This is a genomic window from Candidatus Aalborgicola defluviihabitans (assembly GCF_016705985.1).
GTDB classification, from domain to species: domain Bacteria; phylum Pseudomonadota; class Gammaproteobacteria; order Burkholderiales; family Burkholderiaceae_C; genus Allorhodoferax; species Allorhodoferax defluviihabitans.
In genome coordinates this window covers 44,149-66,137 of the sequence record NZ_JADJKN010000023.1, presented here as the reverse complement: position 1 = coordinate 66,137, position 21,989 = coordinate 44,149, and the positions used below count along the sequence as shown (strand labels likewise).

Sequence of the window (21,989 nt, the reverse complement as noted above, 5' to 3'; positions counted from 1 at the left end):
TGACCAAAGTCAATACCGATTGGCACAAACAAAGCCCAATCGCCCACCCGCTAGTGGCTTGCGCGCTTTACCGGCACCAAAAACCAGGCAAAGGTCAGCGTCTGCGCTACCAGCAACACGCCCAGCGTGGCGCGAAAGGCATTGGCCCGCGTCAGGCCCCCAGCGTCCACAAAGGCATCTACCGCAGCGCCAATGCCCCATTGCAGGCCAAAGGCACCCACAAACACCACCAGGTTCAGTGCAGTATTGACCCGCCCCGACAGTGCCACCGGAAAAGCCGCCGTCAGTTGCGAATAGGCAATATTGCCCAGGCTGAACGACAGACCCAAGAGCGGCCACAGCCAACTGGGATGGGCCCAATCCAACAGAATGGCCAGCTCCACCACCAACGCCAGGCCCATACCCACGGTCAGCAGCAGCATGGGTGAGATGCCACGGCGCGCCAAAAAACCAGAGCAGGTGGCCACAAACAAAAACCCGGCCAGCATGGCCAGCGCCATCAAAAACAGCACGTTGGCCGCCTCACTGCGCGTGGCGCCATGAACGTCCATCAGCCAAGGAACCGCCCACAAACCCTGGATCGCCATGAAGCCACCCACCGTCACACAGCCCTGGGGCGCAAAACGCCAAAAGTGGCGGTTGCTGTAGATGCTGCCCAGCGTGCGGACCTGCTGGCCAAACGACTCCCGGTGTGCTGCGCCTTGATGGTCCGGCATCGTCATCAAAAAACCGGAGGCCAGTACCAGCAGCGCCGCCACCAAAAAGAACACACCGCGCCAACCCAGCAACGGCAACGCCGCCTCCACCGGCACGCTGGCCGACAGCGCACCCAAGCCGCCAGCAACCATGATGGTGGCGGTCAGCGCCGGCAGGCGGTCAATGGGAAACCACTGGCTAAAGGCCTTGAAACTGGCCATCAAACAGGCCGAAACCCCCAACCCAATCAGCGCCCGACCAAGGGCCAATGCCTGCAAATGGGTGCCCAGGGCAAACAGGGTGCAACCACTGGCGGCCACCAGCAACAGGGCGGCTTCCACCCGGCGCGGACCAAAGCGGTCCAACAACAGGCCCAGCGGCAACTGGAACAGCCCAAATCCCAAAAAATAGGCCGATGTCAGCAGCCCCAACCCCGCCGCCGAAATGTTCAGTTCCTGCATCAGCTCCGGCGCAATCACTGCATTGACGCTGCGCAGCCCATAGGACAAAAAATAACCGGCGGCATAGGCTGGCACCAGTCGAAACCACAAGCGTACGTAATCGGTCATGGTCACCATTGTCGTAGATGGCAAAATGGGGTTGTAGCCCTCGTCCAATATGCGTAGATAGCTATAAAATTGCTAGCGCACAAACACCGCCAACCAAAAGTCACAGCCATGATCCAGCGAATCAACCCCCAACCCCAATGGTCCGACGCCGTGGTGCACAACGGCACAGCCTACTTTGTGGAAGTGCCCGAAAGCGGCACCGACATCACCAGCCAAACCCTGGCCCTGCTGGCCCAGGCCGAGCGCACGCTGTCCCTGTGCGGCAGCGACAAGAGCCGCCTGCTGCAGGCCACCATCTACCTCAAGCAGATGAGTGACCGCGCAACGTTCAACGCCGTGTGGGCGCAGTGGCTGCCCCAGGGTTGTGCGCCCGTGCGGGTGTGCGTGAGCGCCGAAATGGCCAGCCCGGACTATTTGCTGGAAGTTGCGTTTACGGCCGCGGCGTTTCACCGATAGGCACCGCTGTGCTGGTGCTGCAGGGGCTTGCGCCCATCGTGTCACCCAACACCCGCGTGCTCATTTTGGGCAGCTTTCCCGGCGTGCGCTCGCTGCAACTGCAGCAGTACTACGCCCATCCACAAAACCAGTTCTGGAAACTACTGCAAGCCATTTGGCCTGCGAGCCCTCGTGAAACAAGCTTGGATAGCTATGAAAAGCGGAGCAAATGGTTGCTGGAGCACGGACTGGGCGTATGGGATGTGTACGCATCCTGCGAGCGCGAAGGCAGTCTGGACACCGCCATCCGCCACGCCGTGCCCAACGACATCGCCGCGCTACACCTGCCGCAGCTAGCTGCTATCGCCCACAACGGTGGCGAGAGCTTCAAGCACGCCCGCCACACGCGCACATTGGGCCTGCCGGTCTACCAGCTCCCCAGCACCAGTCCGGCGAATGCCAGTTGGACCTTTGAGCGCAAGCTAGCGGCATGGCGGGAGGTAATGGAGCGGCACGGGTTGGTTTAGCCGCATCCAAATGATCGCAATTTCATAGGAATCCGAACCGCCGTGCGTGCCATGTTAGAAACGCAGGCGAAGGGCCGAAACGCTCTGGAAAACGAATGCGTTGCCGATCAAAACGCAATAGGCTTTCCGTGATGAAGCTATCGCCCTTGTTGGCTTTCACTTGGGACGACACGCGGACCGTGAAATCGGGCATCACCGTAATCAACCCTTGGTCATACGCTCGGTCGTGCAGGGCAGACAGGCACAGACCATTTTGCGGGTTGAGGCGGTTATGGGTGTCCTCACTCCACGGCACGATGTGGCTGGCAATGACCAGCTTTTCGTGCTGTAGACCGCTGATGCAGCAGGTCGCGTTGTAGCTGCTAAGCACTGCACGCCGGAAGCGTGCCTGATTGACCCGCACTAGCACAGTGGCACTCCGGGTCTTACCTTCTTCCAAAATCGACAACTCCTCGGCAGTTGGCCACTCTTCCAGCAAACCTGCATCGGGTTGAACCTCATGGCGCCTTGCAAGACCGTCATATTCAGCAGCAGCCTCCAGCGCCACAGCGTCCCAGTTGGTTTGTAGTTCATTCCAGATTTGCTTATCCAATGCGGAAGCATTGCCCATGCCGCTACGCCCACTGGCAACGATCACTGGATCAAGACTGGCCAAATTGACCAGCTTCAATGCGATGGAACCGGGTGTACGGCCAATCCATTGCGCGAGTTCAATGAGCTTGGGATTGCGTTGGTGCAACTGGCCAAACGGTAGCTGCAAATAGACGTGCAACGCCGCCAATGTCTGCGCTCTCGTCCAGTTATTACGTGCGGCGGCTTCTGTGGCCATGACTCGTCCCTCCGGTTGCAAGAGTCAGTATGCCAGGTGGGACGCCGAAGCTACTTCAACACTCAAACGCCCCAATGGGCCGACAACTGCTCGTTCCACTGCAATATTGCGCCAATGCGCGCGATGAAGTTTTCAAGAGTGTCAAAGGCCGCTCCGTCAACTTCATCAAACTCGGCAAGTCGCAGCGCATAAAAGGTGTGCCACACATGGTCAGGCCTTGTAGTTGCTGGCGTCACGGTTGCAATAGTCAAATACGCTGAAGTTACTCAATGCCGGCTCCTGATTGGACAAAGCGTAAGGCGCCAACCCAGCTCTGTCACCCAGGGCTTTGCCTGGGGTGACAGCCGCAAACGACCCTTACAAACTGGTACCCAGCGCTATCCACATAAAATAGCATCAAAGTACAACCCAGCCCTCGTCCAATCTACACAAGTAGCTATCGATTTCATAGTATGCCGAACACCCACACTGCGCGCCTGACCACCCACGACTCCACCCGCATCGACGACACCCGCATCAGCGCCGTGCGTCCCCTCATCACCCCGGCCCTGCTGGAAGAAAAGCTGCCCGTGCCGCAAGCCGCCCAGGCGCTGGTGGAGATTAGCCGCGCCGCCATCTCCAACGTACTGCACGGCCAGGACGACCGCCTCATCGTGGTGGTGGGGCCGTGCTCCATCCACAACCATGACCAGGCCATGGAATACGCGCGCCAGCTTCAGCGCCAGGCCGATGCACTGAAGGACGACCTGCTGGTGGTGATGCGCGTGTATTTCGAGAAACCCCGCACCACGGTGGGCTGGAAGGGCTACATCAACGATCCGCACCTGGACGACAGCTTTGCCATCAACGAAGGCCTGGAAATGGCCCGCCGGCTGGTGCTGGACGTGCTGGAACTGGGCCTGCCCGTGGCCACCGAGTTTCTGGACCTGCTCTCGCCCCAGTTCATCAGCGAACTGGTCAGTTGGGGCGCCATTGGCGCACGCACCACCGAGAGCCAGAGCCACCGCCAGCTGGCCAGCGGCCTGTCGTGCCCGGTGGGTTTCAAGAACGGCACGGACGGCGGCATCAAGGTCGCCACCGATGCCATCCAGGCGGCCAAGGCGCCACACGCCTTCATGGGCATGACCAAGATGGGCCAGACCGCTATTTTTGAGACCCGTGGCAATGACGACTGCCACGTGATTTTGCGTGGTGGCAAGCAAACCAACTACGCCAAGGCCGACGTGGACGCCGCCTGCGCCTTGCTCAAGGCCGCCGGCCTGCGCGAGCAGGTGATGATTGACGTGAGCCACGCCAACAGCAGCAAGCAGCACGCACGCCAGATCGTGGTGGCGTCCGAAGTGGCGGCCCAGATTGCAGCCGGAGACCAGCGCATCACCGGCATCATGATTGAGAGCCACCTCCAGGAAGGCCGCCAGGACATCGTGCCCGGCACGCCCCTGAAACACGGCGTCTCGGTTACAGATGCCTGCATCAGCATGGAGCAAACCATACCGGTTTTGCAAGAGTTGGCGGCAGCTGTTCGGACTCGCAGAGCACGCTAGCCCTCGTATTCATTGATTGTTCAGCTAACAAATTGATAGCTATGAAACTTTGCATTCTTGACAACGACATTCTGGAAGGCCATCTGCACGAGACCTACTCCAGCTTTGGCGCCCTGTTCATCCGATTATTCGAAGGCGTGGGCGCCGACTGGACCATGGACGTGTTCAACACCCAACATGGCCAGTACCCGGCGTCGTTTGACACCTATGACGCCGTGCTTTTGACCGGCAGCCGGGCCGATTCGTTTTCCGATGAACCGTGGGTGGTGGAATTGCGCCGGCAGGTCACCGCGCTGTTGCAATCGGGCAAGAAAATGGTTGGCGTGTGTTTTGGCCACCAGCTCATCGCCTTGTGCATGGGCGCTCCGGTCGGCCGTGCACCGCAAGGTTGGGGCGCTGGGCGCATGACCTATGACTGGCACCGCCCCGACCTGCCGCACCAGGCCGATCGCACGCAAATTGCCCTCTTGGCCAGCCACCAGGACCAGGTGTTGGAATTGCCACCCGGCGCCACGCTGGTGGCCAGCAGCGACTTTTGCCCGGTGGCGGCGTTCACGGTGGGTGACGCCGTGTTCTGCATCCAGCCCCATCCTGAATTTGAAGAAAGCTTAAGCGCCCACCTGATCGACAAGCGCCGCGACATGCTCGGTGAAGAAAAATACCAGGCCAGCCGCGCCAGCCTGGAACACGGCCACGAAGGCGAAGATGTAGCCCGCATGGTGGTAGCCTTTCTGGAAGGTACCCGGCCGGCGCCTTGATCCCGTGTGTGTCTGGGGGGGACAGTGAGAAGACAGGCCCCGGGCCGTGGATGTGCCCGGGGAGGTTTGGCTTTGCGGCGTGGCCCTTGTGGGGCTGTCTGCACAACGGCGGCTTGTGGCCGGTGTTGCTGTGTTGGGGCTGTTGGTAGCAGTTGCATCCAGTGTAGACCGATGGCCATGGCAGACAATTGCGTTGTTGCCCATAAATATTCAATATTTGGCATACTCTGCTTTAAATTTGTATATTTAAGCTATCCACATGAAGCTAGATCGCTATGACCGCCAAATCCTGGAAGTGCTGCAGGTTGATGGCCGCATCAACAACCAGGATCTGGCCGACCGCATTGGTCTGTCGCCCTCGCCCTGTCTGCGCCGGGTGCGCGCGCTGGAGGAAGCCGGCCTGATCGTCGGCTACCGTGCCCTGCTGGACGCACGCAAGCTGGGCCTTACGCTCATGGCGCTGATCCACATTTCCATGGACCTGCACACGCCCGAGCGCTTTGCCAACTTTGACGCTGCCGTGGGCTTGTTGCCCGAGGTGCTGGAATGTTTGCTTATCACCGGGCAGGACGCCGACTACCAACTCAAGGTGATCGTGCGCGACATGGACCATTACCAGACCCTGCTGCTAAACAAGCTGACCCGCATTGAGGGCGTGACCGGCGTGCACTCCAGCTTTGTGATGCGCCAGGTCGTCTCCAGGACTGCGCTGGCCTTGTCCACCGGCCCCGACTGAACCATAAGGCCTTACCATGTGCCTGATCGCCTGGAACTGGCAACCCCACAACCCAACCACCCGGCTGCTGCTGCTGTCCAACCGCGACGAGTTCTATGCCCGCGCAGCCCTGCCCCTGCACTGGTGGGATGCCAATGGTGCCAAAGAATCCCGTGTGCTGGCTGGCAAAGACCTGCAGGGCGGCGGCACCTGGCTGGGTGTGAGCCGCAGTGGCCGACTGGCGGCCCTCACCAACTACCGCACCGTTGAAGCACAACGCACGGACGCACCCTCTCGCGGTGAATTGGTGGCGGGCTTTCTGCAAAGCGATAGTCCAGCTGGCGCGTATCTGGCGCAATTGCGCCAAAACGCCGCCAACTACAACCCGTTCAACCTGCTGGTGTTCGACGGCGCACAGCTGATGGGGCTGGAAAGCCGGGGCGCTCGCATCCTAAAAATGGAACCAGGCATTGGAGCCGTCTCCAATGCCAACTTTCACACCCCCTGGCCCAAGTTGACCCGCCTGCGCCAAGCCCTGGAAACCCAGATTGAGCACCAGCAACTGCAGGCCAACCAGCTACTACCGTTGCTGCACAACCGCGATTTGGCACATGACGAAGCCCTGCCACGCACCGGTGTCCCACTGGAACTGGAACGCGCGCTGTCTGCCGCCTTCATTGCCACACCCACCTACGGCACACGGGCCTGCAGCGTGGTGGCCGTGCACGCGGACCACGCCGAATTCACTGAACAAAGTTATGGGCCACAGGGTTTGATTTCCCAGCATCAAGAACGCTTTAACCTGACTGGTAAAGTCGTTAAAGATTTGTAAACGCCACCTTGAAGCGCCACAGCAGGTCACCATCTATACCCTTTACCACTGTGCCGCGCTTTTTTCAGCCTGGCAATTTCTATGGCCCTGGCCCCCGTTCTTCTGCTTTCACTGGTCCTGCACGCGTTCATTGGCTGGCGCGTGGCTCCCGATCTGGCAACCGTCAATATGGCGTTGGGTACTTCCCTATGGGTAGCCTTGCTGATCAGCGCCCTGCTGGTGCCGCTGGGCTTGCTGGCGCGCATCGTGGCCAAACCCCCGCTGTCCGAATGGCTGACCTGGTTGGGGCTGTTGTGCATGGGCCTGTTCTCATCGTTGCTGGTGCTCACAGTGTTGCGAGAACTGCTGCTGGCCCTGGCTTGGTTGGTAGATGCCGCATCGCCCGGCAGCGTGTCGCTGGCCCACCTCCATACCGAAACGGCTTTGGCTTTGCCAATATTGGCGTTGCTCGCCACCGCACTGGGGTTTTGGAACGCGCGCCGTACCGCCGCCGTGGTACAGGTCGATGTGCCCATCGCCAACCTGCCCGAGACCCTACAAGGCTTTACCGTGGCGCAGATCAGCGATATCCATGTTGGCCCCACCATCAAGACACGCTACGTGCAGCGCATCGTGGATCGGGTCAACGGCTTGCAGGCCAACATGGTTGCCATTACGGGTGATTTGGTAGACGGCAGCGTCAATGAACTGGGCCACCACATCCAGCCCTTGTCGCAACTCAGCTCCACCCACGGTACCTTTTTTGTAACCGGCAACCATGAGTACTACTCGGGTGCCCATAGCTGGATTACTGCCCTGCGCAGCTTGGGTGTGCGCGTGCTGATGAACGAGCATGTCCTTATCCATCACAGCACCGATACCCAGGACCCTGAACCCGCTGTGGTGGTGGTTGCTGGTGTGGCCGATTACAACGCCCACTATTTTGACAAGAGCCACCGCAGCGATCCACAAAAAGCCCTGGAGGGGGCACCGGAACATGCAGTCTTCAAGCTTTTGCTGGCGCATCAGCCGCGCAGCGCAGAGGCGGCTTCCCAAGCGGGTTTTGATTTGCAGTTGTCTGGTCACACCCACGGTGGCCAGTTCTGGCCCTGGAACCACTTTGTGCGCCTCCAGCAACCGTTCACTGCTGGCCTGCACAAGCTACGCGACTTATGGGTCTATACCAGCCGTGGCACCGGTTATTGGGGGCCACCCAAACGCTTTGGGGCGCCGTCCGAGATCACGCAGTTGCGACTGGTGCGGGCTTAAGGAAAACCGGTTTAACGGCTTTCTGGAAGTTCAATCTTGACTTCCAGGGTTTCAAGATTGTCCTCACGTCCCTGAATGACTTTGATGTCGGACGGGTTCACCTTCACGTACTTGCTGATCACTGCCACCAATTCACGTTGCAGTTCCATCAGTTTTTCCGGCTGCAAGGCATTGCGTCCGGCGCGTTCGTGGGCCAGCAAAATCGACAAGCGTTCCTTGGCAACACTAGCAGTTGATTTTTTCTCACCCAAAAAAAACGAAAGTAAAGAGGCCATGGTTTATTTGCCTCCAAATATGCGCTTGAATAGTCCTTGCTTGGGTGCTTCGGTAAAGCGCATAGGCTTGTCGGCACCCAGAAAGCGGTCAATCACATCCTTGTACGCTTCGGACACATCACTGCCTTGCAGGTGTACCGCTGGCAAACCTTGGTTGGAGGCCTGCAAAACCGATTCGCTCTCGGGAATCACCCCAATCAGCTTGATACGCAAAATGTCCTGAATATCTTCCAGCGACAGCATCTGGCCTTGGTCCACCCGTGAAGGGTTATAGCGGGTAATCAGCAGGTGTTCCTTGATCGGTTCGCCACCTTCTATTGCGCGCTTGGTCTTGCTTGCCAACATACCCAAAATACGGTCGGAATCGCGTACGGAAGACACTTCCGGGTTGGTCACTACCAGGGCCTCATCAGCGAAATGCATGGCCATCAAAGCACCGGTTTCAATGCCCGCTGGCGAATCGCAAACAATGAATTCAAAATCCATGGCGGCTAGATCAGAAAGCACCTTTTCCACGCCAGCTTGCGTCAGTGCATCCTTGTCGCGGGTTTGCGAGGCGGCCAGCACGAACAGGTTTTCGCATTGTTTATCTTTGATCAATGCCTGGTTCAAATTGGCTTCGCCCTGGATCACGTTGACCAGGTCATACACTACGCGGCGCTCACAACCCATGATCAGATCCAGGTTTCGCAGGCCCACGTCAAAGTCGATTACCGCAGTCTTGTGGCCGCGCAGGGCCAGGCCAGTTGCAAAACTGGCACTGGTGGTGGTTTTACCCACTCCACCCTTACCCGACGTCACCACAATAATTTTTGCCATAGTTTTCCTCAAGCTTTCAAAGCTTCAATAATGAGTTTGTCTTGGCCGTCGTTGCTTAAACGCACTTGAGCGGCCTTGCCGTGGACAGTGGATGGCAGAGCGTTTTCGCTGGTGCGGTAAATACCCGCAATTGAAATCAGCTCGGGTTCCATGCACAACGAAAAAATACGTGCTTCGGTATTGCCACGCGCACCCGCCATGGCCTTGCCGCGCAAGGGCGCATAAACGTGAATGTTGCCATCTGCCGCTACCTCTGCCCCTTGGTTGACCATGGCCAGCACGACCAGATCACAACCCCGTGCATAAATTTTTTGTCCACTGCGCAAAGGTTTATCAATCACCATGGTGCCAGGACCAGGAATTTCACGCACCACCTCGTGGACCACTTCCCTCACAATTTCCTGCACAGCCACGGTTTCCGGTACTTCGGCAATCGGACGAGCCCGATGAATTTCAACCGGTGCTTCTACCAAACCCACGGCCAAAGCCGCTGCCATGGCATCAGGACTGGCCCCGCGCACCGCAACCGGCACCAGGCTACAGGTTCGCAAAACCCTGAGCAAAGGTACCAGATCAAACACGGGGGTTTGCGGGTCCAAGTGCGAAAAATCAATGACCAGCGCGTCATGGTCAAAAAAATCAGGACTCTCTCCCTGGCTACCAAATTGCGCCAGCAGATCCTTCGCCACCCTATCCACATCACTGGACTTCAGTAGAAGCGCAACCAAGGGCAACTGGGCACTTTTGATTTCGAATGATGCAGGCACCTGGTCCGCTCGATGGCTCGGGGAAAAAACAGACATGAAGTTTTAAAAATACGGGAGCATGAAGTGAAGAACAGGGAAGGTAAACCCGAAGTCGGCGAATCTTACTTGATTGCAAGGCGCGAAACCTGGCGACTGGTGGCTTCTTTTTCACAAGCGCATAAACAGCAACGCCGTAGGTCTGGACAAGTTTAATATTTGGTGAGACTTGTTCTTCTCTATTGTCTTTAATCTATATAGAAAACATAGTAGTAGTAGATAAGCAAAGCAGCTTGTTGTGCACAAAGCAACTTTATTCCGATGAATCAAGGACTTGCACAAGATGAACACCTGTGGGTGACTATGCTTTCGGGTTGTACCAACAAAAGGGACAACTTTTTCTATTTAGCCAACGTTGTGGATAACTAGTTGTTTGCGTTAAAACTATCCACAGCTTTGTACTTTGACAAATTTTTGTAACTGGGGTGTAGAGTTCGGGCCTATGAAACTGATTATTCGTATCTTGGGTGTTTTATTGCTGGCGAGCGGCGTATTTTTGGTTGCCGGTCTGTTGGCAACCTGGGCGTCAGACCGCACGGTCGCGCAGCTATCAGCCCGCTGGGCCCAGCCGCCCTCAAAATTTGTGGAGGTGGGTGGCATGCAGGTCCATTTGCGGGACGAGGGTTCTCGCAATGACCCTTTACCCATCGTGTTGTTACACGGCACTTCGGCCAGCCTGCATACATGGGATGGATGGGTTGCAAGCTTGAAGGATGAACACCGTGTTATCCGGTTTGATCTACCCGCATTTGGCCTGACCGGACCCGATCCCCACAACGACTATTCCATTGCCGCCTATGTGAGGTTCGTTGTCGCGGTTATGGACAAGTTGGGAGTGCAACGTTTTGTATTGGCAGGTAATTCGCTGGGCGGCCAAATTGCCTGGGAGACGGCGCTAAGTCATCCAGAGCGCGTACGCCAACTGGTGCTTGTGGATGCAGCTGGCTATCCCTTTGTGCCGACTTCTATACCTATTGGGTTTCGCATTGCCCGCATGCCAGGTTTGCGTGTGCTGATGGAACATGTGCTGCCGCGCGGTGTGGTGGACAGCAGCGTGCGCAATGTCTATGGTGACCCCAGCAAAGTGACGCGTGAATTGGTAGACCGGTATTACGAATTGACCTTGCGCGCGGGTAATCGCGCGGCGCTGGCTTACCGGATGGACCAAGGGCTCAGCGGGGATGAAAACCAAATTTCAAAATTAAAATTACCCACACTGATTCTCTGGGGCGACAAGGACCACCTGATTCCGCTGGACAATGGAAAACGTTTCGCTTTGGACATTGCCGGCTCCAAGCTGGTAGTTTTTGATGATTTGGGCCATGTACCGCACGAGGAAGATCCTAAGAAGACGGTGGAGGCACTCAAGGAATTTCTGGCCAAACCATGAACCGATTGCAGCTTAAACCAACCAAAAAGGTCATTAATAGAACTTGAAATGATGTCATCAAGCGGGCCGACAAGGCTATGTACCTGGCAAAAAGATCGGGCAAGAACCGCGTGATTACCGGTTAACTTTTAGGAAAATTCTTATGGTGTATTTGGTTGCTGGATTGATTCTGTTTTTGGGTGTGCACTCGGTGCGTATTGTGGCCGATGGCTGGCGTGCCCGTACCCTGGCCAGTGTGGGTGAAGGAACATACAAAGGCCTGTTTTCTATCGCTTCCGTTTTGGGTTTGGGACTGATCGTCTATGGCTTTGGCGTGGCTCGTGAAACCCCCACCATATTGTGGACACCGCCGGCGGCCATGCGCCACGCCGCCTCACTATTAACGCTAGTGGCCTTTGTGTTGGTAACCGCGGCCTACGTGCCGCACAACGGCATCAAGGCTCGGTTGCACCACCCCATGGTGTTGGGGGTCAAGTCATGGGCGCTGGCCCATTTATTGTCCAATGGCACCCTGGCCCATGTATTGCTGTTTGGTGGTTTTCTGGCCTGGGGAGTGCTGGACTTTATATCGGCACGCCGGCGTGATCGCGCTGCGGGCACCCAGTACCCAGCCGGTACAGTGTCTGGTACGGTTATTGCGGTTGTGTTGGGCGTTGTGGCCTGGGCTGCGTTTGCCTTTAAGCTGCACGGCCTGCTGATAGGCATCCGACCGTTTGGTTGATAGCAATTACTGCGGACGCGGATCATCCGGGAAACTGACGCGAATCGGATAGCCACGCAGGTTTGCCGCTACACCTTGTGCGAGCATCCATTTTTGTGCAAACTCCGCGACTGTTTTTTTGGCATCATCGCGCTGGGCGTCCAGGTACTTCTGTTGTTGTGCCCTTCGATCGAATTCTGGCCCAATGTTGCGAATGACTGATTCCCTGTGTTCAGTCTTGTCGGGTGAAAACCAAGCCTTGTCTGTGCGAATCTCAAGCTTTTTGACATCAATCGCTGCCGGCAATTTTGGTTGTGGCGTCGGCGCGGCAAGTTCGAAATGCTGGCCCACCCGTTTTAAGCTCCACTGTGCTGCAAGTGGAATTCGGTACGTGTAGTGAACTGGCACACGAACCTCAGAAATTGTCTTTCCAAAAAGCTTCCCACAATCCAGTGGAAGGCACGTGTATTCAGTGCTCCATTGAAACACCTCGTTTCGAATAAGAGTGCTCACCTCAAGCATTCCGCCAGGTGTTCTTAGGATGACAATTTCATCCTTCGCCAACACCGCAACGGCTTGCTCCTTCGAGCCGGAGAAGTACAACGCAGCTGCAACGGAAACCAAAATTGCAACCATGGCAGAGGCAGCGAGAATGAGGAAAAGTCGACGTTGGTTTGAGAGGAATGCGTAAAACGTTCTCACGGTTTATGTATCCTTATTTGGTCATGTACCACTGGATAACGCCCTTGGCCACGAAACCCACCATGCCAAAGGCCAGACCTAAAAAAATCACAAAGGTGCCAAATTTGCCGGCCTTGGATTCCCAGGCCAGGTGACCAATGATGAACAGCATGTAGAGCATGAAGGCCCCCACGCCGAAGGTCAGGCCAAAGCTTGCAATTTGTTCTTCCGTAAAACCAAACATTTAGGGTTCCGTATCCAGTGGACGCCACAGGCGCCTAATCGCGCAGGGGTAAGTTGCTGGCATCTACCAGATCACGGTAAGCGTGCCAGCTGGCGTGACCCAGCATGGGTACCACCGCAATCAGCCCAATAAACAAGGAGCCCAGTCCCATCAGGGTAAACAGCATGATCAATGCTGCCCAAAGGCCCAGAGGTATGGGGTTGGCCAGCACCACCTGCCAGCTGGTCAGAACGGCCTGCATCAGGGTAACGCGGCGATCCAGCAGCAACTGCATGGACACCACGCTGGAAGCAAACAGGGGCGCGGCCAGGATACCCCCCAGCGCCAGCCAGAGCGCAAACAAGCGGCTGTCTGGAGCCAGCACCACATGGTGCACAAAGTCCAGGGGCCCCAGGATGGGCACGGGTGCCAGCAAGGTGATGAGGGCAGCAGACGTCACCACCCAACCGGTAGCGGCCAAGGCCAGCAGCGCACCAAACTGCACCATGCACCAGTAATCGTTGCCCCATTTGTTGAAGTGGCTGTTTTGCCAGTTGAGCCAGGTTTTCATCACCACGCCCATGCCGACCTGCTCATGGCGCTCCACACTGCGGCTCAGCGCGTACAGACTGGTGGCCAGTACCGGTGCAATGACCAAAAACCCCGAGAGTGCGCCGGCCAGCAGCCAAAAGCGCTGGCCGGCCACGGCCACGATGGCCGCACCAGCGCAGGCCAACACCAGGCCGTGGGCAAAACTGAGCCAACCCACGCACGCCATGTCCCGCCAGGCATAGACCAGCCAGACCAATGGACGCTGCAGGGAAATGGTACGCACCGTAGGTAGCATGGTGAGAGACTGGGGCATGGCGATGGGGCGCCAAGCGGCGCAGTGTAGATCTGCAAACACTATAGCGGTTTGATATCCATCAAGTGAGCGGCGCATAGATTTGCAGCCGTCGATAATGGTCGTTTTTGCAGCAACCTAGGGAAACTCAGCATGCCGCGTTCCATACTTGACGAATCCCGCATCCACCCCGCCATCCGCGAGAGGGTGGCCTCCCACCAACAGGCCATCGTAAAGGAAGTGCAGGCGGCCGTGGGCACGCACGCCGTGGTGGTGGTGGGTATGGGGCAGAACCCGTTTCCAAAGAAGGCCCGCAAGCTGCTCGACGCTGCTGGTGTGCCATATCACTACCTGACTTATGGCAACTATTTCAGCCAGTGGCGCGAGCGCAATGCCTTGAAACTGTGGACCGGCTGGCCCACGCTACCCATGGTTTTTGTCAAAGGCACCCTGGTTGGGGGTGCGAATGATTTGGATAAGTTGATTACCAGCGGCGAACTCAAGACGCTGCTGGCGTAAGCGGAAGTTTTACTGAGACTTGGCTGGCTTGTCGCCACCCTTGTACCCTGCGCCACGCCAGCTGTGGCGATCGCCGTAGTGAGCACCCATGCGGGCATGTTCGGCATCAAATACCGTCTTCTGGTCGGCATTGAGCGCGCCGTAGAAAGTCTTTGTCGCATCTTCGCGCTTGTCCATGGCGGCATTCATGGCCGCCATGCGCTCCGTGCGCAGGGCGTGCATTTTGTCAATGCGCTCAGGAGTAGTTAGTTTTTCCATCTCTGCACGGTCCGGGCGCTTCATATCCCCGCGAGCGGGCGGTTTCATGGCGGTGGTGAAGGTTGTCCAGGCGCCTTCCTGCTCAGGCGCGAGCTTGAGCTTGGCCTTGAGTGCATCCTGGCGCTTCGCCATCTTGGCTTCCCATTTTGCGGAGCCCATGCGGTTGTGCATGCCGCCCATGGGGCCACCTTGGTGCATGCCGGCTGCGTTGGTACCTGCCATGGGCATACGACCACCATCCTGACCGGCTGCCGGCTGGGCCATGGTGGCAAAACCGGCACTGGCGAGCAAGCCGGCGAGAACGAGAGACTTGAAAGAAGTGGTTTGCATGGAGCATCCTTTTTGAAGGTACCTTACACGGACATCGTGATCTGGCATGGAAGAAGTGTGCGGGTTATGTGTATCGGGGATATTGCGATCGCATAACACTTTGTAAAGTTGACCGAAGTAGCGCTCCCTCACAGCGATGACAATACACCCCTCGGGCCAATCCCGCGAATCTATAAAGGCAAATACGTGTTCAAGAATTTGATGATTTACCGTTTGGTGTCAGGCTGGCCGACTGCGGTCGAACCCCTGGAAGCAGCGCTGCAGGAAGCGCAGTTTGTGGAGTGCGGCGCCACGCAAGAAAAGTCGGTCGGCTGGTTGGAACCGCGCGGCCATACCCATGGCCCATTGGTAGAGGTGGTGGGCGGCCAATGGCTACTTAAGCTGGCGATGGAGGTGAAGGTGGTGCCGGGTTCGGTCATCAAGCGCAAGGTACAAGACCAGGTGGACCACATCGAGGCCAGTACCGGGCGCAAACCCGGCAAGAAAGAAAAGCGCGAGATCAGTGACGAGGTGCGGCTATCGCTGCTGCCCATGGCCTTTAGCAAACAGTCCAGCGTGCAAGTCTGGGTGGACCCTGCCGCCGGTTTGCTGCTGACCGATGCCGGCAGCCAGGCCAAAGCGGATGAAGTGATGACCTGCCTGATCAAGGCGGTGGACGGGCTGGTGGTGCAATTGGTAAACACCCAGACATCACCCATTGCCGCCATGGCCGAATGGCTCTCCACCAAGGATGCACCTCCCAGCTTCAGCGTGGACCGGGAGTGTGAGCTCAAGGCGGCCGATGAGTCGCGCGCCGTGGTGCGTTACACGCGCCACGCGCTCGATACGGACGAGGTTACCCAGCACATTGCCATGGGCAAGCTGCCCACCCGGTTGGCCCTGACCTGGGCAGACCGGGTGTCCTTTGTGCTGACCGAATCCCTGCAGCTCAAGAAGCTGGCATTTCTGGAGACGGTGTTTGAAGGTGCACCCGCCAGCGCGGCCGATGGCCAGGATGACCACTTTGATGCCGACGTGGCCATTGCCACGGGCGAGCTTCGTAAGCTGATTCCCGACCTGATTGAAGCCCTGGGGGGAGAGGTCGAACTGACTCAATAATCGCGGTGTTCGCGTTAACCACGTCGGTAGTGATCCTGGTAACCGCGGCCATCGCTTATCGGTTGCACATAGCGAACCGGCGGTGCATAGGCGCGCTGATCCCAACCCCCTCGGCCATAGTAGTTCCCGTAGCCGTGGCGGTATTCAGGCCGCCACTGTGGCGCGACGTATACCGGTGCCCGCACCACCACGACGCGTGGTGGTGCGTAGTAGACGGGTGTTGGTGCGCGGTAGGCAGGGTAAGTCGAGTAAGTGGGGTAGCTCTGGTAGTAGTCCCCTACAGGTTGGGCGGGCATGTACGCCTCTGAGCGGTATCCCTGCTGCTGCGCCACGCTGGCGCCGATTAGACCGCCGGTACCGGCTCCAATGAGGGCTCCACGGTGCCCACCGATTGAATGGCCGATAACCGCCCCCGCTGCCGCACCAATACCGGCGCTTAGCACGGTGTTGAATTCATCGGCATGGGCCGCCGGGATCACCAAGGCCGTTAGGCTGGCAGCTACTACGGCGAGGGCCTTCCAGGTGCGTGTGCCGGCTCCGGTGGGCCGCTGGGAAGAAACGGACAGGACAGGTGCTGTGGTCATGGCATCAGGTGGGCCAACAGGCCCATACCGCTAGACGTAACGGCTTGTCTACTTATAACGCGGTGATGTGCGCCGGGATGACGTCGGTAACATGACCTTACACACTAAGGTTATGTATGCAAAAGAGGGCATTAGCCCTCGTGAAACATACGTAAGACGCTATACATTTTATAGCGACTTACGTATTGTTACTTTTTCATGGAGCAGGTGTTGAACCCCAGGATGGCATAGGGCGGGCACCAACCGATGGCACCGGTGGCCAGCGGTACGAGGCCCAGCCAGCCCCATAGACCAATGTTGCCGGTGAGGGTCAGGCCGATCAAGACCAGACCAATGGCGATGCGCGCGATGCGGTCAATGCCGCCGACGTTGAGTTTCATGGCTATTTCCTTGTTTGGGTGGTAATGCCGCTATTGGACGCGCCAATTACCTCCAAAGTCTGTGACTTGCGTCACACAGCTATGGTCCGCGTGTCGATTTAGAGCTTGGCGAAGTCGATCACGATTTGTCCGGGTTCGCGGTGTAGGTAGCTAATTTCAATGGCAGCACCATAGCGAGCCTGCAGCTGGTTGAGCAAGGGAATGGGGTCGTGGTCATTGACAAAACGCATGGTCTCGCCCGGCGTGAGGGAGTCCAGCGCGCCAAAGATGGCTGCATGGCGAAATCGCTTGGCCACACCACGTGCGTCAAATGGGTAGATCGCTTCGGCGGTCGTGTGATTGCAGGCTTGGGACATGGTGGATTTCCTTTCAGAGCGATGAAATGGGTTGAGGGGCTGACGGCTTCATCACGTCGGTCAGCTGGGAGGGATCGAATGTGGTTGTGATTGCGTCGGCGCGTTGCATGGTCGCGTTCAGTACAGAATGCGGCAGCGGATGGTGCCTGGCACGCTACGCAGTTGGTCCAGGGCAGATTGACTGGCGGCGCTGTCCACGTCGATCGCCACGTAGCCCAGGTCTTCAAAGGTGCTCAGATACTGCGCCGCGATGTTGATGCCAGCGGCTGAGAGTCTCTCATTCACCTGCGCCAACACACCGGGCACGTTGTGATGGATGTGCAGCAGGCGGCTGCGGCCAGTGTGCTCGGGAAGGGCCACTTCAGGAAAGTTAACGGCCGAGTTGGTGGAGCCGTTGTTGCCGTAGCGAACCAACTTGGCCGCCACTTCACTACCAATGTTGACTTGGGCTTCCGAGGTGGAGCCGCCAATGTGCGGGGTCAACAGCACGTTGTCAAACTTGGTGAGTGGTGAAGAGAACACCGCGTCATTGCCCTGCGGCTCTGCAGGAAAAACGTCGATGGCAGCGCCGTGCAAGTGGCGGCACTCCAGTGCTGCAGTCAGGGCGCCAATATCGACAACAGTGCCGCGCGAGGCGTTGATCAGGTGGCTGCCGGGCTTCATCGCGGCGAGCTCTTTGGCACCGATCAGCAGGTGGGTTTGTGGTGTTTCGGGTACATGCAGGCTCACCACATCCGACGTGGCCAGCAGCTCGTCCAGGTTGGCGATTTCCCGCGCATTGCCCAGCGGCAGTTTGGCTTCGATATCGCGAAACACCACGCGCATGCCCAGTTGTTCGGCCAGCACACCGATCTGCGTGCCGATGTGGCCGTAACCAATAATGCCCAGGGTCTTTCCGCGCACCTCGTAGGAATGCGCGGCGCTCTTGACCCAGCCACCGCGGTGCAGGATGGCGTTCTTCTCGGGAATGCCGCGCATCAGCATGGTGATTTCGGCCAACACCAGCTCAGCCACGCTGCGCGTGTTGGAGAACGGCGCGTTGAACACCGCAATGCCCAGGCGCATGGCGGCTCTCAGATCGACCTGGTTGGTACCAATGCAAAAGCAGCCGATGGCCGCAAGCTGCGGGGCTTGCTCCAGCACCGCAGCCGTGAGTTGGGTGCGCGAGCGGATGCCGACAAAGTGCGCGCCGTCCAGCGCGGCTTGCAAGTCTGCACCGGTCAGCGCTTTGGCATGCGTTACGATATTCGTGTAGCCGCCCTGTTGCAACACGTCCACAGCGGAAGGGTGTATGCCTTCCAGCAGTACCGCTTTTAGCGTGGCTTTTTCCCGGGGCAGGTTGATAGGTGGCTGGGTCATGGCGAGCCTTAGCCGAGGGCCACAGGAATCTGTCGGTGCGGACCGCCGGAAGGTGGACGCGGCGTATAGGTAGTTTCGATCTGGGTGCTGGGCGGCAGCAAGTCCGCCAATGTGTATCGGTCCAGGTACTGCATCAGGCTTTGCAGCGCACCGCTCATGATGCCGGTGAGCTTGCAGCGGCCGGTAAGACTGCAGTCTGCTTCCTGGGTCAGACAATCCACGAGATAAAAATCGGGCTCAATACTGCGCACCACGGCGCCCAGGTTGATCTCGGCGGGTGCCGCGCCCAGTCGCATGCCACCGCCCCTGCCACGTACCGTTTCCAGCCAGCCATTGAGGGCGAGTTGGTGGGTGATCTTCATCAAATGGGCTTCCGAGATGCCGTAGGCTCCCGCCACCTCGGCGATGGTGCACAGGCGTTCGGGCTTTTGCCCCACGTACATCAAAAGACGCATTGCGTAGTCGGTCATGGTGGTCAGGCGCATAAGACTCCTTGGGTGTAGCGGTGGTCTGCCAGGCCTAGTTGCGCGGGCGGATCAACATGGGCGTGAACTGCCACAGGTACAGTGCCAACGAGGCGATCCAGGCGGCAGCGGCGATATGCAGCAGCGTGGCGGTGGCGGGTGTAGCAGCGATGGCAGTAAGGCGCAGCGCCACGGCGATCAGCATCAGCCAGTAGCTTGCGCGTATGGTGCGGTCGGTGGCCAAGGGACGACCGGTGTGGCCCAGCGCTGTGCGTGTGACCATGCCAATGATCATCACCGAGAAGCCTGCCATCGCGATGGTGTGCACAGGCAGCACACGCGGCAGGTCCACCCCGGCGTATTGCAACGCTGCCATCAGCAAGCCGATGCCGATGCTGGAGTACCCCACGTACAAAATCCACAGCAAGGCGTTGCCACGCACGGCCAGCGGTTTCCAGCTGATGATCTGCACCAGCGCCAGCGTGCCGGCCAGGCCCAGCGCAGCGGCGCTCAGCATGGGAATACCAGCCAATAAGCTCACTACGCCTACCGTGCATGCGCCCAGCTGCACCCAGCCGGTCTTCATTTGAGTGGGAAGAGTCAGGCCGTGCACCGCGCGCATGGCAAAGAAGGGGATAACGCGGCGACCAATCAGCAATGCAATCAAGGCCATGACCACCAGCCCTGCGTTGAAGCGCTGCATTAGCAGCAGATAGTCGCCACCGCGCGCAGTCAGCAAGTACAGCGCGTCGGTAGCAGCCAGACCCGCCAGGAAGACTGGCATGGCATAGTTGCGGCTGTTCTTGGAAACCGCTACGGCGCGCAACATGGCGCCCGAGCCCAACAAGAAGAAAGATAGCTCGGCGGCCATAGCCAACCAAAAGGCGGCTTCAAATGGCAGCAAGAATCCAATACGCGCTACCACCCACAGAACGCAGGCCAAGGCCAGCACCTTACCGGCCATGGGGGTGATGCCGGTCCAGTTGGCACCTGCGGTCATCATAAAAGCAAAGGCGATGGTGGCAATGAAGCCCCACAGCATCTCATGCGCGTGCCAGGCCAGGCCACCCAGGGGCGCGGTGAGCAAGCCCGGTGTGTAAATCCACAAGGCGATGGCCACCAACGCCCAGCTGGTGCCTGCCAGGTACAGCGGACGAAAAGCCAGCTCCAGAAACACCTTCATGCTGGGAGCGGCGGGCGCTTTAGGCGCCGCATCCTTGGGTTGTATGAGGATGGTAGTGGGGCGAACGGGTGTAGTGGACATGACGGCCTGTGTAAAAAGCTATAAGCTATATCTATTATATATCTTATAATAGCATCTGAATTATTTCAAGGAGTCCCCATGACACAGACCACGCAAGCCGTCGAAGTTGATACCCGCCCCATGGCATCCAAAGATCGCCGCACCCTGGTGTTCTGGACGTTTGACCAGCTCGACGTTGACATGACCATGGAATTGATCAACGACCATGAGCCCACAACCTTGCGAAGCCAGTTCGAACTGGAGAAGCCCAACCTGTTTACCTGGGAAACCCTGGAAAGCGGCCCTGAAGTTTGGCGCGTTGCGGTGACCAAACTCAAAGGCAAGCATGGCGTGGACCACTGCTGCGGCGCCTGCGGCGGCTAAGGTCTAATTTTTAGGCTGCAATCACATCCAGATCGGGTTCCAGCGTCCGCAATTGACTCTGGATACCCTGCAGCGTGCCCGATATAGCGCTGGGGCAGGTGCCACAGGCTCCCTGGTAGTGCACCACCAGCTGGTTGCCCACCAGACTGAGCACATGCAGGTCGCCACCATCGCTTTGCAGGTAGGGGCGAATTTGCTGGTCCAGCATCAGGTTGATGTCATCCAGGCGCTGCTGGTCGGCCTCGCTCAGGTGCTCGAATGATTCGCGCGCCGCAAACACAGCCGCTGCAGACTGGTCGGCCGCAGCCGGTGCGGCTCGTATCGGCACGGCCACCTCGCGCGCCAGGTCTTCCCATTCGACCGTGCCGTCTTGTGTGACGGTGACCCAACGGTCCACATAAAACACATTGGTCACATGCTCGATGGCAAACAGCGCACTGGCTAGCGGATTGTCTTGCGCTTGCGCGGCGTTCTCAAACGAATGCGCAATGCCCCAGGACAGCGGCTCGCGCAGAATGAACTTCACTGCGTTGGGGTTGGGGGTCGGTTCGATGTCGGCAATCTTGGGCATGGTGCGCTCCAGCGGTGCAATGGATAGGGCTCAGGCGTCGCCCATGGGGGCTTGCATGGGGTCAGCCTGGGCTTCGGTGGTGACGCTGGTCTGACTATTGAGTGCTGCCTGCAGCGTGTGCCAAGGCAGGATGGCGCACTTCACGCGCATGGGCAGATCCCGGATGCCGGAGAACACCGACAAGCGTGCCATACCGGGGAGCGCAGGTGCAGCGGGCGCTCCAGGGGTTTGATCGCGGCCGGTGGCCATGTCCACAAACGCATGGACCAGTTGTTCGGCCTCGGCAGGGGTTTTGCCTTTAACGGCCATGGTCATCATCGAGGCCGATGCTTTGCAGATGGCACACGATTCGCCGTGGAAGGCGATGGAATGCACGGCATCGCCTTCCACATTGAGAGCCACATAAATGTGGTCGCCGCACAGCGGGTTCAACCCCTCGGCCTGGTGGCTGGCATGTTCCAGCGTGCCGTAGTTGCGGGGTTTCTTGTTGTGGTCCAGGATCACTTCCTGGTACAGGGGTTTCGGGTCTGCGCTCATGGTGCTTCCTTGCCCGCT

At 58.3% G+C, this 21,989-nt stretch carries 30 protein-coding genes; 12 read left to right on the top strand and 18 right to left on the bottom strand.

Annotated features, from left to right (window positions below):
- Positions 1-50: 50 nt before the first annotated feature.
- Positions 51-1,265 (bottom strand): MFS transporter, encoded by a 1,215-nt coding sequence (locus IPI80_RS16225; protein WP_413861948.1) that lies wholly within the window; start codon positions 1,263-1,265, stop codon positions 51-53.
- Positions 1,266-1,373: 108 nt separating this feature from the next.
- Here IPI80_RS16225 and IPI80_RS16220 point away from each other — a divergent pair, with 108 nt between their 5' ends.
- Both IPI80_RS16220 and IPI80_RS16215 read left to right on the top strand, forming a co-directional pair.
- Entirely contained in the window at positions 1,374-1,721 is a 348-nt protein-coding gene (locus IPI80_RS16220; RefSeq protein WP_413861947.1) for a RidA family protein, read from the top strand.
- Between the two features lie 8 nt (positions 1,722-1,729).
- Positions 1,730-2,227 carry a DNA-deoxyinosine glycosylase gene (locus IPI80_RS16215; RefSeq protein WP_413861945.1) on the top strand — a complete coding sequence of 166 codons (498 nt, stop codon included), beginning with the start codon at positions 1,730-1,732 and terminating at the stop codon, positions 2,225-2,227.
- 22 nt (positions 2,228-2,249) lie between these two features.
- Here IPI80_RS16215 and IPI80_RS16210 read toward each other — a convergent pair whose 3' ends face one another.
- A complete protein-coding gene (locus tag IPI80_RS16210) occupies positions 2,250-3,056 on the bottom strand; it encodes an HNH endonuclease (protein WP_413861943.1) in 807 nt (268 codons plus the stop codon).
- Between the two features lie 62 nt (positions 3,057-3,118).
- The gene (locus IPI80_RS16205; protein ID WP_413861941.1) at positions 3,119-3,292 is read right to left on the bottom strand and encodes a hypothetical protein; all 174 of its coding nucleotides are present in this window, start codon (positions 3,290-3,292) and stop codon (positions 3,119-3,121) included.
- A gap of 216 nt (positions 3,293-3,508) precedes the next feature.
- On the opposite strand from IPI80_RS16205, the gene IPI80_RS16200 reads away from it, so the two are divergent.
- The 5 genes from IPI80_RS16200 to IPI80_RS16180 all read left to right on the top strand — a co-directional run bounded on the left by IPI80_RS16200 (position 3,509) and on the right by IPI80_RS16180 (position 8,153).
- Positions 3,509-4,600 (top strand): 3-deoxy-7-phosphoheptulonate synthase, encoded by a 1,092-nt coding sequence (locus tag IPI80_RS16200; protein ID WP_413861939.1) that lies wholly within the window; start codon positions 3,509-3,511, stop codon positions 4,598-4,600.
- 41 nt (positions 4,601-4,641) lie between these two features.
- Positions 4,642-5,358 (top strand): glutamine amidotransferase-related protein, encoded by a 717-nt coding sequence (locus IPI80_RS16195; protein ID WP_413861937.1) that lies wholly within the window; start codon positions 4,642-4,644, stop codon positions 5,356-5,358.
- A 259-nt stretch (positions 5,359-5,617) separates the two neighbouring features.
- On the top strand, positions 5,618-6,094 hold the full coding sequence (locus tag IPI80_RS16190; RefSeq protein ID WP_413861935.1) for an Lrp/AsnC family transcriptional regulator: 477 nt from the start codon (positions 5,618-5,620) through the stop codon (positions 6,092-6,094).
- A 16-nt stretch (positions 6,095-6,110) separates the two neighbouring features.
- Positions 6,111-6,905: an NRDE family protein gene (locus IPI80_RS16185; protein WP_413861933.1), complete on the top strand. Its 795-nt coding sequence runs from the start codon at positions 6,111-6,113 to the stop codon at positions 6,903-6,905.
- Between the two features lie 81 nt (positions 6,906-6,986).
- Positions 6,987-8,153, top strand: coding sequence for a metallophosphoesterase (locus IPI80_RS16180; RefSeq protein ID WP_413861931.1), 1,167 nt, complete (start codon positions 6,987-6,989; stop codon positions 8,151-8,153).
- A gap of 11 nt (positions 8,154-8,164) precedes the next feature.
- Here the strand turns inward: IPI80_RS16180 and minE are convergent, their stop codons facing one another.
- The 3 genes from minE to minC are packed head-to-tail and all read right to left on the bottom strand — an operon-like array spanning position 8,165 to position 10,050.
- The gene (gene minE, locus IPI80_RS16175; protein WP_413861929.1) at positions 8,165-8,428 is read right to left on the bottom strand and encodes a cell division topological specificity factor MinE; all 264 of its coding nucleotides are present in this window, start codon (positions 8,426-8,428) and stop codon (positions 8,165-8,167) included.
- 3 nt (positions 8,429-8,431) lie between these two features.
- Complete coding sequence (gene minD / locus IPI80_RS16170; protein ID WP_413861927.1) at positions 8,432-9,247, bottom strand: septum site-determining protein MinD; 816 nt, start codon at positions 9,245-9,247, stop codon at positions 8,432-8,434.
- An 8-nt stretch (positions 9,248-9,255) separates the two neighbouring features.
- The gene (gene minC / locus IPI80_RS16165; protein WP_413861925.1) at positions 9,256-10,050 is read right to left on the bottom strand and encodes a septum site-determining protein MinC; all 795 of its coding nucleotides are present in this window, start codon (positions 10,048-10,050) and stop codon (positions 9,256-9,258) included.
- A gap of 442 nt (positions 10,051-10,492) precedes the next feature.
- Between minC and IPI80_RS16160 the strand changes: the two genes are divergently transcribed.
- Together IPI80_RS16160 and IPI80_RS16155 are read left to right on the top strand one after the other, a co-directional pair.
- Complete coding sequence (locus IPI80_RS16160) at positions 10,493-11,440, top strand: alpha/beta fold hydrolase (RefSeq protein ID WP_413861923.1); 948 nt, start codon at positions 10,493-10,495, stop codon at positions 11,438-11,440.
- A 142-nt stretch (positions 11,441-11,582) separates the two neighbouring features.
- On the top strand, positions 11,583-12,161 hold the full coding sequence (locus IPI80_RS16155) for an NnrU family protein (protein ID WP_413861921.1): 579 nt from the start codon (positions 11,583-11,585) through the stop codon (positions 12,159-12,161).
- A gap of 6 nt (positions 12,162-12,167) precedes the next feature.
- Here the strand turns inward: IPI80_RS16155 and IPI80_RS16150 are convergent, their stop codons facing one another.
- The 3 genes from IPI80_RS16150 to IPI80_RS16140 form a co-directional block, all read right to left on the bottom strand.
- Positions 12,168-12,776 carry a hypothetical protein gene (locus IPI80_RS16150; protein ID WP_413861919.1) on the bottom strand — a complete coding sequence of 203 codons (609 nt, stop codon included), beginning with the start codon at positions 12,774-12,776 and terminating at the stop codon, positions 12,168-12,170.
- Positions 12,777-12,855: 79 nt separating this feature from the next.
- On the bottom strand, positions 12,856-13,065 hold the full coding sequence (locus IPI80_RS16145; RefSeq protein ID WP_413861917.1) for a DUF2788 domain-containing protein: 210 nt from the start codon (positions 13,063-13,065) through the stop codon (positions 12,856-12,858).
- Positions 13,066-13,099: 34 nt separating this feature from the next.
- Positions 13,100-13,909 (bottom strand): DUF2189 domain-containing protein, encoded by an 810-nt coding sequence (locus tag IPI80_RS16140; protein WP_413861915.1) that lies wholly within the window; start codon positions 13,907-13,909, stop codon positions 13,100-13,102.
- Positions 13,910-14,041: 132 nt separating this feature from the next.
- Between IPI80_RS16140 and IPI80_RS16135 the strand changes: the two genes are divergently transcribed.
- Positions 14,042-14,407, top strand: coding sequence for a glutaredoxin domain-containing protein (locus IPI80_RS16135; protein ID WP_413861913.1), 366 nt, complete (start codon positions 14,042-14,044; stop codon positions 14,405-14,407).
- A 9-nt stretch (positions 14,408-14,416) separates the two neighbouring features.
- Here IPI80_RS16135 and IPI80_RS16130 read toward each other — a convergent pair whose 3' ends face one another.
- The gene (locus tag IPI80_RS16130) at positions 14,417-14,995 is read right to left on the bottom strand and encodes a Spy/CpxP family protein refolding chaperone (protein ID WP_413861911.1); all 579 of its coding nucleotides are present in this window, start codon (positions 14,993-14,995) and stop codon (positions 14,417-14,419) included.
- 186 nt (positions 14,996-15,181) lie between these two features.
- On the opposite strand from IPI80_RS16130, the gene IPI80_RS16125 reads away from it, so the two are divergent.
- Positions 15,182-16,093, top strand: coding sequence for a recombination-associated protein RdgC (locus IPI80_RS16125; RefSeq protein ID WP_413861909.1), 912 nt, complete (start codon positions 15,182-15,184; stop codon positions 16,091-16,093).
- A 14-nt stretch (positions 16,094-16,107) separates the two neighbouring features.
- Here the strand turns inward: IPI80_RS16125 and IPI80_RS16120 are convergent, their stop codons facing one another.
- The 6 genes from IPI80_RS16120 to IPI80_RS16095 form a co-directional block, all read right to left on the bottom strand.
- The gene (locus IPI80_RS16120; RefSeq protein WP_413861907.1) at positions 16,108-16,677 is read right to left on the bottom strand and encodes a YMGG-like glycine zipper-containing protein; all 570 of its coding nucleotides are present in this window, start codon (positions 16,675-16,677) and stop codon (positions 16,108-16,110) included.
- 188 nt (positions 16,678-16,865) lie between these two features.
- On the bottom strand, positions 16,866-17,057 hold the full coding sequence (locus tag IPI80_RS16115) for a DUF2892 domain-containing protein (protein WP_413861905.1): 192 nt from the start codon (positions 17,055-17,057) through the stop codon (positions 16,866-16,868).
- A 98-nt stretch (positions 17,058-17,155) separates the two neighbouring features.
- Positions 17,156-17,413, bottom strand: coding sequence for a DUF2249 domain-containing protein (locus IPI80_RS16110; RefSeq protein ID WP_413861904.1), 258 nt, complete (start codon positions 17,411-17,413; stop codon positions 17,156-17,158).
- A gap of 117 nt (positions 17,414-17,530) precedes the next feature.
- Complete coding sequence (gene serA, locus IPI80_RS16105) at positions 17,531-18,772, bottom strand: phosphoglycerate dehydrogenase (RefSeq protein WP_413861902.1); 1,242 nt, start codon at positions 18,770-18,772, stop codon at positions 17,531-17,533.
- An 8-nt stretch (positions 18,773-18,780) separates the two neighbouring features.
- Positions 18,781-19,257, bottom strand: coding sequence for an RrF2 family transcriptional regulator (locus IPI80_RS16100; protein WP_413861900.1), 477 nt, complete (start codon positions 19,255-19,257; stop codon positions 18,781-18,783).
- 34 nt (positions 19,258-19,291) lie between these two features.
- Complete coding sequence (locus IPI80_RS16095; RefSeq protein ID WP_413861898.1) at positions 19,292-20,500, bottom strand: NnrS family protein; 1,209 nt, start codon at positions 20,498-20,500, stop codon at positions 19,292-19,294.
- 78 nt (positions 20,501-20,578) lie between these two features.
- Here IPI80_RS16095 and IPI80_RS16090 point away from each other — a divergent pair, with 78 nt between their 5' ends.
- Positions 20,579-20,863 (top strand): DUF2249 domain-containing protein, encoded by a 285-nt coding sequence (locus tag IPI80_RS16090; RefSeq protein ID WP_413861896.1) that lies wholly within the window; start codon positions 20,579-20,581, stop codon positions 20,861-20,863.
- A 10-nt stretch (positions 20,864-20,873) separates the two neighbouring features.
- Here IPI80_RS16090 and IPI80_RS16085 read toward each other — a convergent pair whose 3' ends face one another.
- Together IPI80_RS16085 and sufU are read right to left on the bottom strand one after the other, a co-directional pair.
- Entirely contained in the window at positions 20,874-21,434 is a 561-nt protein-coding gene (locus IPI80_RS16085; RefSeq protein ID WP_413861894.1) for a NifU family protein, read from the bottom strand.
- Positions 21,435-21,464: 30 nt separating this feature from the next.
- Positions 21,465-21,971, bottom strand: coding sequence for a Fe-S cluster assembly sulfur transfer protein SufU (gene sufU / locus IPI80_RS16080; protein WP_413861892.1), 507 nt, complete (start codon positions 21,969-21,971; stop codon positions 21,465-21,467).
- Positions 21,972-21,989 lie beyond the last annotated feature (18 nt).